Origin of the sequence: Pseudomonas sp. 22082 (assembly GCF_052046055.1) — a bacterium.
Lineage (GTDB): Bacteria > Pseudomonadota > Gammaproteobacteria > Pseudomonadales > Pseudomonadaceae > Aquipseudomonas > Aquipseudomonas pharyngis.
This window is the reverse complement of record NZ_JBQEQB010000028.1, coordinates 1-12,711: the sequence shown is the minus strand read 5'-3', so window position 1 is coordinate 12,711 and position 12,711 is coordinate 1. Positions and strand designations below refer to the sequence as shown.

9 protein-coding genes are annotated in these 12,711 nt (G+C 60.8%); 8 read left to right on the top strand and 1 reads right to left on the bottom strand.

Annotated features, from left to right (window positions below; genetic code table 11):
- Nucleotides 1-108: 108 nt before the first annotated feature.
- From lepA to pdxJ, 6 genes are all read left to right on the top strand, one after another.
- The gene (lepA, locus tag ACTJK9_RS25945; RefSeq protein ID WP_039769508.1) at nucleotides 109-1,905 is read left to right on the top strand and encodes a translation elongation factor 4; all 1,797 of its coding nucleotides are present in this window, start codon (nucleotides 109-111) and stop codon (nucleotides 1,903-1,905) included.
- Between the two features lie 9 nt (nucleotides 1,906-1,914).
- On the top strand, nucleotides 1,915-2,769 hold the full coding sequence (lepB, locus tag ACTJK9_RS25940) for a signal peptidase I (RefSeq protein ID WP_064382430.1): 855 nt from the start codon (nucleotides 1,915-1,917) through the stop codon (nucleotides 2,767-2,769).
- Nucleotides 2,770-2,951: 182 nt separating this feature from the next.
- A complete protein-coding gene (gene rnc / locus ACTJK9_RS25935; protein ID WP_011332589.1) occupies nucleotides 2,952-3,641 on the top strand; it encodes a ribonuclease III in 690 nt (229 codons plus the stop codon).
- Nucleotides 3,634-4,536: a GTPase Era gene (gene era, locus ACTJK9_RS25930; protein WP_039769512.1), complete on the top strand. Its 903-nt coding sequence runs from the start codon at nucleotides 3,634-3,636 to the stop codon at nucleotides 4,534-4,536. Before rnc ends, era begins: the two co-directional genes overlap by 8 nt.
- 169 nt (nucleotides 4,537-4,705) lie before the next feature.
- Nucleotides 4,706-5,395, top strand: a complete 690-nt coding sequence (gene recO / locus ACTJK9_RS25925) for a DNA repair protein RecO (protein WP_039769514.1) — start codon at nucleotides 4,706-4,708, stop codon at nucleotides 5,393-5,395.
- A 47-nt stretch (nucleotides 5,396-5,442) separates the two neighbouring features.
- Nucleotides 5,443-6,186 (top strand): pyridoxine 5'-phosphate synthase, encoded by a 744-nt coding sequence (gene pdxJ / locus ACTJK9_RS25920; RefSeq protein ID WP_064382428.1) that lies wholly within the window; start codon nucleotides 5,443-5,445, stop codon nucleotides 6,184-6,186.
- Nucleotides 6,187-6,238: 52 nt separating this feature from the next.
- Here the strand turns inward: pdxJ and mltF are convergent, their stop codons facing one another.
- Entirely contained in the window at nucleotides 6,239-7,699 is a 1,461-nt protein-coding gene (gene mltF / locus ACTJK9_RS25915) for a membrane-bound lytic murein transglycosylase MltF (protein ID WP_011332593.1), read from the bottom strand.
- Nucleotides 7,700-7,984: 285 nt separating this feature from the next.
- Here mltF and purL point away from each other — a divergent pair, with 285 nt between their 5' ends.
- Nucleotides 7,985-11,881, top strand: a complete 3,897-nt coding sequence (gene purL, locus ACTJK9_RS25910; RefSeq protein ID WP_440817160.1) for a phosphoribosylformylglycinamidine synthase — start codon at nucleotides 7,985-7,987, stop codon at nucleotides 11,879-11,881.
- A 5-nt stretch (nucleotides 11,882-11,886) separates the two neighbouring features.
- Entirely contained in the window at nucleotides 11,887-12,198 is a 312-nt protein-coding gene (locus ACTJK9_RS25905; protein ID WP_085611424.1) for a Nif3-like dinuclear metal center hexameric protein, read from the top strand.
- The last annotated feature ends 513 nt before the right edge of the window (nucleotides 12,199-12,711 follow it).

Below are 12,711 nucleotides of genomic sequence, written 5' to 3'. Positions count from 1 at the left end.
GCATGCAATCCGGGTGACAGGCGAACGTGACGCTTGCGCCGTGTATCAGGTACAATTCCCGGCTATTTTTCGGCGGGCCAAGCCTGCAGCCTTTTTGAGTGTTGATCCGTGAGTGATTTGAGTCATATCCGCAATTTCTCCATCATCGCCCACATTGACCATGGCAAGTCGACGCTGGCTGACCGTTTCATCCAGATGTGCGGTGGCCTGGCCGAGCGTGAAATGGAAGCCCAGGTACTGGATTCCATGGATCTGGAGCGCGAACGCGGGATCACCATCAAGGCCCACAGCGTTACCCTCTATTACAAGGCCAAAGACGGCGTCACCTACCAGCTGAACTTCATTGACACCCCGGGCCACGTCGACTTCACCTACGAAGTCAGCCGTTCCCTGGCGGCCTGTGAAGGTGCGTTGCTGGTGGTCGATGCGGGGCAGGGCGTTGAAGCCCAGTCCGTGGCCAACTGCTACACCGCCATCGAGCAGGGCCTCGAGGTCATGCCGGTCCTGAACAAGATCGACCTGCCACAGGCCGAGCCTGACCGCGTCAAGGACGAGATCGAGAAGATCATCGGCATCGACGCCACCGACGCCGTCACCTGCAGCGCCAAGACCGGCCTGGGTGTCGACGAAGTGCTCGAGCGTCTGGTCGCCACCATTCCTGCGCCAACCGGCAATATCGAAGATCCGCTGCAAGCGTTGATCATCGACTCCTGGTTCGACAACTACCTGGGTGTTGTCTCCCTGGTGCGCGTGCGTCATGGCCGCGTGAAGAAGGGCGACAAGATTCTCGTCAAGTCCACCGGCAAGGTGCATCTGGTCGACAGCGTTGGTGTGTTCAACCCGAAACACACCGCCACCGCTGACCTGAAGGCCGGCGAAGTGGGTTTCATCATCGCCAGCATCAAGGACATTCACGGTGCACCGGTCGGTGACACCCTGACCCTGAGCTCCACCCCGGACGTTCCGGTGCTGCCAGGTTTCAAACGCATCCAGCCGCAGGTTTACGCCGGTCTGTTCCCGGTCAGTTCCGACGACTTCGAGGACTTCCGCGAAGCGCTGCAGAAACTGACCCTGAACGACTCGTCGCTGCAATACACGCCGGAAAGCTCCGACGCGCTGGGCTTCGGCTTCCGTTGCGGCTTCCTCGGCATGCTGCACATGGAAATCATCCAGGAGCGCCTGGAGCGCGAATACGACCTGGACCTGATCACCACGGCGCCGACGGTAATCTTCGAACTGGTGCTGAAAACCGGTGAAACGATTTACGTCGACAACCCGTCGAAGCTGCCGGACGTCTCGTCGATCGAAGACATGCGCGAGCCGATCGTGCGCGCCAACATCCTGGTACCGCAGGAGCATCTGGGCAACGTCATCACTCTGTGCATCGAGAAACGCGGTGTGCAGGTCGACATGCTGTTCCTCGGCAATCAGGTCCAGGTGACCTACGACCTGCCGATGAACGAAGTGGTCCTCGACTTCTTCGACCGTCTGAAATCCACCAGCCGCGGCTATGCTTCGCTGGACTACCATTTCGATCGTTACCAATCGGCTAATCTGGTGAAACTGGACGTGCTGATCAACGGCGACAAGGTCGACGCTCTGGCGTTGATCGTGCACCGTGACAATTCGCACTTCAAAGGTCGCCAGTTGACCGAGAAGATGAAAGAACTGATTCCTCGTCAGATGTTCGACGTGGCCATCCAGGCTGCCATTGGCGGTCAGATCGTCGCCCGGACAACCGTCAAGGCACTCAGAAAGAACGTATTGGCCAAGTGCTACGGCGGCGACGTCAGCCGTAAGAAAAAACTGCTTGAGAAGCAGAAGGCCGGTAAGAAACGCATGAAACAGGTCGGCAACGTGGAAATTCCACAAGAAGCCTTCCTCGCCGTGCTCAGGTTGGAATAGTCAGGTCCTATGTCACTAAATTTCCCGCTGTTGCTGGTCATTGCCGTGTTCGTCTGCGGTCTGTTGGCGTTGCTCGATCTGTTGATCCTGGCACCGCGTCGGCGTGCCGCCATCGCCTCCTATCAGGGCAGCGTCAGCCAGCCTGACGTGGTGGTGGTCGAGAAGCTGAACAAGGAACCGCTGCTGGTCGAGTACGGCAAGTCGTTCTTCCCGGTGCTGTTCATCGTCCTGGTGCTGCGTTCGTTCCTGGTGGAACCGTTCCAGATTCCGTCCGGCTCGATGAAACCGACCCTGGACGTCGGCGACTTCATTCTGGTGAACAAGTTTTCCTACGGGATCCGTTTGCCGGTGATCGACAAGAAGATCATCGAAGTCGGTGACCCGCAGCGCGGCGATGTGATGGTATTCCGCTACCCGAGCGACCCCAACGTCAACTACATCAAGCGTGTAGTCGGTCTGCCGGGCGATACCGTGCGGTACACCGCCGACAAGCGCCTGTTCGTCAACGGCGAGTCGATTGCCGAGCAACTGGTCGGCTCCGAGCCGGGTACGCTGGGCAGCGCGGAACTCTACAAGGAAAAACTCGGCGCCGCCGAGCACCTGATCCGCAAGGAAATGAGCCGCTACCGCGCCACGCCGGACCATACCTGGACCGTGCCGGCCGGGCACTACTTCATGATGGGCGACAACCGCGACAATTCGAACGACAGTCGCTACTGGGATGATCCGAACATTCCCAAGGATCTGCTGGGCATGGTTCCCGACCAGAACATCGTCGGCAAAGCCTTCGCGGTCTGGATGAGCTGGCCGGAACCGAAACTCAGCCACCTGCCGAACTTCTCGCGGGTCGGCCTGATCAAGTAAACAAACACGGCGCTGTTGACCACAGCGCCGAATGCATTTCTGGCGTCGGCACAACCGGCTCCGGGGCATGAAGCCACGATATTCAGGACGTCATTTTTGAACACAGCGTTAATTGTCCCAGGCCTGCGCCGTATCCCGGCGATGGCAGTGGAATCCAGCCACGAACTCAGCGTGGGTAAACCGTGAGCGTTTCTCTAAGCCGTCTCGAGCGTCAGCTCGGTTACACCTTCAAGGACCAGGAACTGATGGTCCTGGCCCTTACGCACCGCAGCTTTGCCGGACGCAATAACGAGCGTTTGGAATTCCTCGGCGATGCGATCCTCAATTTTGTTGCCGGCGAAGCCTTGTTCGACCGTTTCCCGCTGGCGCGCGAAGGCCAGTTGTCGCGTTTGCGCGCACGGCTGGTAAAAGGTGAGACGCTGGCGGTACTGGCCCGCGGTTTCGATCTGGGCGATTACCTGCGTCTGGGTTCCGGCGAGTTGAAGAGCGGCGGTTTCCGTCGCGAGTCGATTCTGGCCGACGCCCTGGAAGCACTGATCGGTGCGATCTACCTCGACGCCGGCATGGAAGTCGCCCGCGAGCGCGTACTGGCCTGGCTGGCCGGCGAGTTCGAAGGCTTGACGCTGGTCGACACCAACAAGGATCCGAAGACCCGCCTGCAGGAATTCCTGCAATCGCGCGGCTGCGAACTGCCGCGTTATGAAGTGGTGGATATCCAGGGCGAGCCGCACTGCCGTACCTTCTTCGTCGAGTGCGAAGTTGTCCTATTGAATGAAAAAAGCCGGGGTCAGGGTGTGAGCCGTCGCATTGCCGAACAGGTAGCGGCCGCCGCAGCACTGATTGCCCTGGGTGTGGAGAATGGCAATGACTGATACAAACGCAACGCGCTGTGGCTATGTTGCCATCGTCGGCCGTCCCAACGTGGGCAAGTCCACGCTGCTGAACCACATCCTCGGCCAGAAGCTGGCGATCACCTCGCGCAAGCCGCAGACCACTCGCCACAACATGCTCGGGATCAAGACCGAGGGCGATGTGCAGGCGATCTACGTCGACACCCCCGGCATGCACAAGGGTGGCGAAAAAGCCCTGAACCGCTACATGAACAAGACCGCTTCGGCGGCGTTGAAAGACGTCGACGTGGTGATCTTCGTGGTCGACCGCACCAAGTGGACCGAAGAAGACCAGATGGTGCTCGAGCGCGTGCAGTACGTGACCGGCCCGCTGATCGTCGCACTGAACAAGACCGACCGCATCGAAGACAAGGCCGAGCTGATGCCGCACCTTTCGTGGTTGCAGGAACAGCTGCCGAACGCGCAGATCATTCCGATCTCGGCGCAACACGGGCACAACCTCGACGCCCTGGAAAAGGTCATCGCCGACCATCTGCCGGAGAACGATCACTTCTTCCCGGAAGACCAGATCACCGACCGCAGCAGCCGCTTCCTCGCCGCCGAACTGGTGCGCGAGAAGATCATGCGCCAGCTCGGCGCCGAGCTGCCGTACCAGATCACTGTGGAAATAGAAGAGTTCAAGCAGCAGGGGGCGACGCTGCACATCCATGCGCTGATCCTCGTCGAGCGCGACGGCCAGAAGAAAATCATCATTGGCGACAAGGGCGAGCGCATCAAGCGCATCGGCACCGAGGCGCGCAAGGACATGGAGCTGCTGTTCGACTCCAAGATCATGCTCAACCTGTGGGTCAAGGTGAAGGGCGGCTGGTCCGATGACGAGCGTGCGCTGCGTTCGCTGGGTTACGGCGACCTGTAACACCGGTTTTCTGCTGCACCAGAGAACCCCCTGTGGGAGCGGGTTTGCTCGCGAATGCGCCGTATCAGTCGACATATGTTTTGACTGACTTACCGCTTTCGCGAGCAAGCCCGCTCCCACATTAGTTTTGGGTTTGTGTGTAAAACTGCGTTTCGTCATCGAGAACTCAATGTCGCAAAGCCCGCCTCCCGCCCAACCCGCCTACGTCCTGCATTCGCGCGCCTACCGCGAAACCAGCGCCTTGGTGGACTTCCTCACGCCGCAAGGTCGGCTGCGGGCGGTGTTGCGCAGTGCGCGGGGCAAGGCCGGGACGCTGGCACGACCGTTCGTGCCGCTGGAAGTGGAGTTTCGCGGCAAGGGTGAGTTGAAGAACGTCGGGCGCATGGAGAGTGTCGGCAACGCCACGTGGATGGTCGGCGAGGCGCTGTTCAGCGGTCTGTATCTCAATGAGCTGTTGATCCGCCTGTTGCCCGCCGAAGATCCGCATCCTGCGGTGTTCGATCATTACGCTGCCACGTTGCTGGCATTGGCCGAGGGGCGGCCGCTGGAACCGCTGTTGCGCTCCTTCGAATGGCGGCTGCTCGACGACCTCGGTTATGGCTTTTCCCTGAACACCGACATCAATGACGAACCCATCGCTGCGGATGGCCTATACCGCTTGCAGGTGGATGCCGGGCTCGAACGGGTCTATCTGCTGCAACCCGGTCTGTTCAACGGCACCGAACTGCTGGCCATGGCCGAAGCCGACTGGTCGGCCCCCGGCGCGTTGTCCGCCGCCAAGCGCTTGATGCGACAAGCGCTGGCCGTGCATCTGGGCGGTCGTCCCCTCGTCAGTCGCGAGCTGTTTCGCAAGCCCTGATCTCACCGTATGCTGTGCGCCGAATCTTTCCATTCAGGAGCGCATCCGTGACCACCAGCAATCGCATTCTTCTTGGCGTGAACATCGACCACGTCGCCACCCTGCGTCAGGCCCGTGGCACGCGCTATCCGGATCCGGTCAAGGCTGCGCTGGACGCGGAAGAGGCGGGCGCTGACGGCATCACCGTGCACCTGCGCGAAGACCGTCGGCACATTCAGGAGCGCGACGTGCTGCTGCTCAAGGATGTGCTGCAAACCCGCATGAACTTCGAAATGGGCGTCACCGAAGAAATGATGGCGTTCGCCGAGCGCATTCGTCCGGCGCACATCTGCCTGGTGCCGGAAACCCGTCAGGAGCTGACCACCGAAGGCGGTCTGGATGTGGCGGGGCAGGAAGAGCGGATCAGGGCGGCGGTCGAGCGTTTGTCGAAGATCGGCAGCGAAGTGTCGCTGTTTATCGACGCCGACGAGCGGCAGATCGCTGCGTCGAAGCGCGTCGGCGCACCGGCCATCGAGCTGCACACCGGACGTTACGCCGATGCCGAAACACCGACCGAAGTGGCTGAAGAACTCAAGCGTGTCGCGGACGGCGTGGCCTTCGGTCTGGCCCAGGGCCTGATCGTCAATGCCGGCCATGGCCTGCACTATCACAACGTCGAGGCGGTTGCCGCGATCAAGGGTATCAATGAGCTGAACATCGGTCATGCGCTGGTGGCGCATGCTCTGTTCGTCGGTTTCAAGTCGGCGGTGTCGGAGATGAAGGCGTTGATTCTGGCGGCTGCCAAACACTAAGTTTCAACATCTCGTGGGAGCAAATTGCTCCCACATTTGTTTTGGGGATGGGTTAAAGCGGGGCGGGCTCTTGAGCCGGTTTCGATTTGTCGATCCCCGGCACATGCAGATTGCCCTCGGCCACCTGATCGCCTTCAAGCTGCGGCTGGGTCACCCAGGTGAGGATGTCGTAGTAGCGACGGATGTTCGCCACGAAATGCACCGGTTCGCCGCCCCGGGCGTAGCCGTAGCGGGTCTTGCTGTACCACTGCTTCTGCGACAGGCGCGGCAGGATCTTTTTCACATCCAGCCACTTGTCCGGGTTCAACCCTTCCTTGGCCGCCAGTTTGCGTGCGTCATCCAGATGACCGCTGCCGACGTTGTAGGCCGCCAGGGCAAACCAGGTGCGATCCGGTTCCTGGATCGACTCGTCGAGCTGATCCTTCATGTAGGCCAGGTACTTGGCGCCACCCATGATGCTCTGCTTCGGATCGAGGCGGTTGGACACGCCCATGGCCTGGGCGGTGTTCTGGGTCAGCATCATCAGCCCGCGCACGCCGGTCTTCGAGGTGACCGCCGGTTGCCACAGCGATTCCTGATAACCGATCGCCGCCAGCAGGCGCCAGTCGACTTTCTCTTTCTTGGCGTAGGCCTTGAAGTGCTGTTCGTATTTGGGCAGCCGCTGCTGCAAATGCTGGGCGAAGGTGGTGGCGCCCATGTAGCCGAGGACGTCGACGTGGCCGTAATAGCGGTCTTTCAGACGTTGCAGGGTGCCGTTCTTCTGCACCTTGTCCAGATAACTGTTGATCTCGTTGAGCAGGCTGTTGTCTTCGCCGGCCGCCACGGCCCAGCTCTGGCTGCGCGCGTCGCCGAGGTCGAAGGCGACGCGGATGTTGGTGAAGTACACCTGGTTCATCGCCACTTCGTTGGAGTCGACCAGGGTCAGGTCGATCTGGCCCTCATCGACCATGCGCAGCAGGTCGACCACTTCAACGGCGTCGGACTCTTCGTACTGGATGCCAGGATATTTCTGTTTCAGCTCCGCCAGTTGTTCGGCGTGGGTGCTGCCCTTGAGCACCATGATCTTCTTGCCCACCAGATCGCCGGCGTCGGTGGGGCGTGACTGGCCGTTGCGGTAGATGATCTGCGGGGTGACTTCGAGGTAGGAGCGGGAGAAGCGCACCTGCTTCTTGCGCTGTTCGCTGCTGACCAGGCCGGCGGCCGCCAGTACCGGACCGTTCGGTTTGCCGACCTGATTGAACAGGTCGTCGAGGTTGTCGGCGGTTTCGATCTTCAGCTCGACCCCCAAATCGTCGGCAAAGCGCTTCACCAGCTCGTATTCGAAGCCGGTTTCACCGCTGCGATCCTGAAAGTAGGTGGCGGGGCTGTTTCGGGTGACCACCCGCAGCACGCCATCCTCCTTTACGCGCTCGAGTGTGTTGGGTTTATCAACACAGCCACTGAGCATCAGGAAGAGTCCGGTAGCGATCAGCCATTTGGCGTATCGCGGACGCAAAGCCGTTGGGGAAAACATGTGCGCAGTATACGCAAAGGACAACGGGCGCCATATCTCGACAGTCGAGGGGTTGTCTGCTAGGCATCACAAAACCGCGCGAAACCCCGCAGAAACGGGCCCGAAAGGCATTTTGTGACAGAAAAAATAACCCGCCTTGCAACACCCCATAAATTTGACCCTCAAGGCAGGAACACCACTCGACATCCGGGTGCAACCGTGCGTAGCGTTTCGGGTGATGTTGAGGGCGGTTTAGGCTAGAATGCACGGCCTCAAAGCACACCCCTTCCCGAGGCTGTCCCGAAGATGTTGATCCTGCGCGGCGCTCCTGCCCTTTCTGCCTTTCGCCACAGCAAACTCCTTGAGCAACTGAGCCAGAAGGTTTCAGCTGTCAGCGGCCTGTATGCTGAATTCGCTCACTTCGCCGAAGTCACCGGCGTCCTGACCGGCGACGAACAGCAGGTGCTTGCGCGCCTTCTGAAGTACGGTCCAAGCGTTCCGGTTCAAGAGCCGACCGGTCGTCTGTTCCTGGTGTTGCCACGTTTCGGCACCATCTCGCCATGGTCGAGCAAGGCCAGCGACATCGCCCGCAACTGCGGCCTGAGCAAGATCCAGCGCCTGGAGCGCGGTATCGCGTTCTACGTGGCCGGTCAGTTCAGCGAAACCGAAGCGCAGCAGATTGCCGATGTACTGCATGACCGCATGACTCAGATCGTTCTGGCCAACCTCGAGCAGGCCGCCGGTCTGTTCAGCCACGCCGAACCGAAGCCGCTGACCGCCATCGACATCCTCGGCGGCGGTCGCGCCGCGCTGGAAAAAGCCAACGTCGAACTGGGCCTGGCCCTGGCCGAAGACGAGATCGATTACCTGGTCAACGCCTTCAACGGTCTCAAGCGCAACCCGCACGACATCGAACTGATGATGTTCGCCCAGGCCAACTCCGAGCACTGCCGCCACAAGATCTTCAACGCCAGTTGGGATATTGACGGCGAGAGCCAGGAAAAAAGCCTGTTCGGCATGATCAAGAACACCTATCAGATGCACAGCGAAGGCGTGCTGTCCGCTTACAAGGACAACGCCTCGGTGATCGTCGGCAACGTCGCCGGCCGCTTCTTCCCGGATCCGGAAACCCGCCAGTACGGCGCGGTGCAGGAGCCGGTGCACATCCTGATGAAGGTTGAAACCCACAACCACCCGACCGCGATCGCTCCGTTCCCGGGCGCGTCCACCGGTTCCGGTGGCGAGATCCGCGACGAAGGTGCAACCGGTCGTGGCGCCAAGCCGAAGGCCGGCCTGACCGGTTTCACCGTGTCGAACCTGCAGATCCCGGGCTTCGAACAGCCGTGGGAAGTGCCGTACGGCAAGCCCGAGCGCATCGTCAACGCGCTGGACATCATGATCGAAGGCCCGCTGGGCGGCGCTGCGTTCAACAACGAATTCGGCCGTCCGGCCCTGACCGGTTACTTCCGTACCTTCGAACAATCGATCACCACCCCGCACGGTGATGAAGTTCGCGGTTACCACAAGCCGATCATGCTCGCTGGCGGCATGGGCAACATCCGTGAAGAACACGTCAAGAAAGGCGAGATTCTGGTCGGCTCCAAGCTGATCGTGCTCGGCGGCCCGGCGATGTTGATCGGCCTGGGCGGCGGCGCTGCTTCCTCCATGGCCACCGGCACCAGCTCGGCGGATCTGGACTTCGCTTCCGTTCAGCGTGAAAACCCTGAAATGGAACGTCGCTGCCAGGAAGTCATCGACCGTTGCTGGCAACTGGGCGACAAGAACCCGATCAGCTTCATCCACGACGTGGGTGCGGGCGGTCTGTCCAACGCCTTCCCGGAACTGGTCAACGACGGCGACCGCGGTGGCCGTTTCGAACTGCGCAATATTCCAAACGACGAGCCGGGCATGGCCCCGCACGAAATCTGGTCCAACGAATCCCAGGAGCGTTACGTTCTGGCGGTCGGCCCGGCCGACTTCGAGCGCTTCAAGGCGATCTGCGAACGTGAGCGTTGCCCGTTTGCCGTTGTCGGTGAAGCCACCGCCGAGCCGCAACTGACCGTGACCGACAGCCATTTCGGCAACAACCCGGTGGACATGCCACTGGAAGTGTTGCTGGGCAAGGCGCCGCGCATGCACCGTTCGGTGGTTCGCGAAGCCGAGCTGGGCGATGACTTCGATCCGTCGAACCTCGACATCAGTGAAAGCATCGAACGCGTCCTGCACCACCCGGCCGTGGCGAGCAAAAGCTTCCTGATCACCATCGGCGACCGCACCATCACCGGCCTCGTGGCCCGTGACCAGATGGTCGGCCCTTGGCAGGTTCCGGTGGCCGACGTGGCCGTCACCGCCACCAGCTTCGACGTCTACACCGGTGAAGCGATGGCGATGGGCGAGCGCACTCCGCTGGCACTGCTGGATGCTCCGGCGTCGGGCCGCATGGCCATCGGCGAAACCCTGACCAACATTGCCGCTTCGCGCATCAACAAGCTCTCCGACATCAAACTGTCGGCGAACTGGATGTCCGCTGCCGGCCACCCGGGCGAAGACGCGCGTCTGTACGACACCGTGAAAGCGGTCGGCATGGAACTGTGCCCTGAACTGGGCCTGACCATTCCGGTTGGCAAGGACTCGATGTCCATGGCCACCCGCTGGAACGACGATGGCGAAGACAAGACCGTCACCTCGCCGATGTCCCTGATCGTGACCGGTTTCGCGCCAGTGGCTGACATCCGTCAGACCCTGACTCCGGAACTGCGCATGGACAAGGGCACCACCGACCTGATCCTGATCGACCTCGGTCGCGGTCAGAACCGTATGGGCGCCTCTATCCTCGCGCAGGTTCACGGCAAGCTCGGCAAGCAGGCTCCGGACGTCGACGACGCCGAAGACCTGAAAGCGTTCTTCGCCGTGATCCAGGGCCTCAACGCCGACGGTCATCTGCTGGCTTACCACGACCGTTCCGACGGCGGTCTGCTGACCACCGTGGTGGAAATGGCCTTCGCCGGTCACTGCGGTCTGAGCCTGAACCTCGACAGCGTTGCTGAATCCTCGGCAGAAATCGCCGCCATCCTGTTCAACGAAGAACTGGGTGCCGTGATCCAGGTTCGTCAGGACGCGACCCCGGACATCCTCGCCCAATTCAGCGCGGCTGGTCTGGGCGACTGCGTGTCGGTGATCGGTCAGCCGATCAACAATGGCCAGATCAACATCACCTTCAACGGTGACACCGTGTTCGAAGGCCAGCGTCGTCTGCTGCAACGTCAGTGGGCCGAGACCAGCTACCAGATCCAGCGTCTGCGCGACAACGCCGACTGCGCCGAGCAAGAGTTCGATGCGCTGCTGGAAGAAGACAACCCGGGCCTGAGCGTCAAGCTGAGCTACGACGTCAACCAGGACATCGCCGCGCCTTACATCAAGAAAGGCATCCGCCCACAGGTTGCGGTACTGCGTGAGCAGGGCGTCAACGGTCAGGTGGAAATGGCGGCTGCGTTCGACCGCGCCGGTTTCAACGCGATCGACGTGCACATGAGCGACATTCTGGCCGGCCGCGTCGACCTGAACGAGTTCAAGGGTCTGGTGGCCTGCGGTGGTTTCTCCTACGGCGACGTTCTCGGCGCCGGTGAAGGGTGGGCCAAGTCCGCACTGTTCAACAGCCGTGCCCGCGATGCGTTCCAGGGCTTCTTCGAACGTAACGACAGCTTCACCCTCGGCGTGTGCAACGGTTGCCAGATGATGTCCAACCTGCACGAGCTGATCCCGGGCAGCGAGTTCTGGCCGCACTTCGTGCGCAACCGCTCCGAGCAATTCGAAGCGCGCGTGGCGATGGTTCAGGTTCAGGAGTCGAACTCGATCTTCCTGCAGGGCATGGCCGGTTCGCGCATGCCGATCGCCATCGCTCACGGTGAAGGCCATGCCGAATTCGAAAGCGAAGAGGCACTGCTGGAAGCCGATCTGTCGGGTTGCGTGGCGATGCGTTTCGTCGACAACCACGGCAAGGTCACCGAAGCCTACCCGGCGAACCCGAACGGTTCGCCGCGCGGGATCACCGGCCTCACCAGCCGCGACGGTCGCGTGACGATCATGATGCCGCACCCGGAGCGTGTGTTCCGTGCCGTGCAGAACTCGTGGCGTTCGGAAGACTGGAACGAAGACGCACCTTGGATGCGTATGTTCCGTAATGCTCGTGTGTGGGTGAACTAAGCGCTGTGTACAAGCTCGCGTTTTTTGTTCCCGACAGCCATGTCGAGGTGGTCAAGGACGCTGTGTTCGCTGCCGGTGGTGGGCGGATTGGTGACTATGACCACTGTGCTTGGCAGGTGCTTGGCTCTGGTCAGTTTCGGCCTCTGGACGGCAGTCAGCCGTTCATTGGTCAGGCTGGGCAGGTTGAGCGGGTCGAGGAGTGGAAGGTTGAGCTTGTCGTTTGCGATGAGTTGATTCGCGCGGTAGTGGCGGCTCTTAAGTTGAGCCATCCCTACGAGACACCGGCTTATGAAGTTTGGCGGTTGGAGGATTTTTGATCTTCCTTGGCTGCTGATACGGGAAACCCGCTGGAAGTGATTTCAGCGGGTTTTTTGGTTTTTTGGTTTTGGGATTGAGTGAATATCCGTTGCTTCGGGTGTTGCCACTGGCGGTTTCGCCCTTACGGCGAGTCACTTTTTTCAAACGCCAAAAAAGTAACCAAAAACGCTGGGCCCCGGCGTTCGGCACCTCGCTTTGGCTCGGTGTTCCTTCGTTCCGGGATTCATCCGGGGGCATCGCCTACGGTTTGCTTCGCTGCACCTCCTCTCGATGCATGCGGCTGCGCCGCACGGTCGCTGCGCTCCCACCCCCGGATAAATCCCTCCACTCAGCCTTCCGAAGGGGCCAAAAGATCAAGAGCTTTACTCGAGCTAACGCTCATCGTGTTGAGTGGTGGGAAGTGGGAAGCGGGAAGCAGGAAGCAGGAAGCAGGAAGCAAAAGGTAGCTGTGTACTGCTTGATCGTTCCCACGCTCCGCGTGGGAATGCAGCCCGGGACGCTCCGCGTTCCAT

What these genes read in the sequence shown, in the direction of transcription:
- purL (WP_440817160.1), top strand. Translation starts at nt 7,985, where the DNA reads ATGTTGATCCTGCGCGGCGCTCCTGCCCTTTCTGCCTTTCGCCACAGC.
- mltF (WP_011332593.1), bottom strand. Translation starts at nt 7,699, where the DNA reads ATGTTTTCCCCAACGGCTTTGCGTCCGCGATACGCCAAATGGCTGATC.
- recO (WP_039769514.1), top strand. Translation starts at nt 4,706, where the DNA reads ATGTCGCAAAGCCCGCCTCCCGCCCAACCCGCCTACGTCCTGCATTCG.
- era (WP_039769512.1), top strand. Translation starts at nt 3,634, where the DNA reads ATGACTGATACAAACGCAACGCGCTGTGGCTATGTTGCCATCGTCGGC.
- lepB (WP_064382430.1), top strand. Translation starts at nt 1,915, where the DNA reads ATGTCACTAAATTTCCCGCTGTTGCTGGTCATTGCCGTGTTCGTCTGC.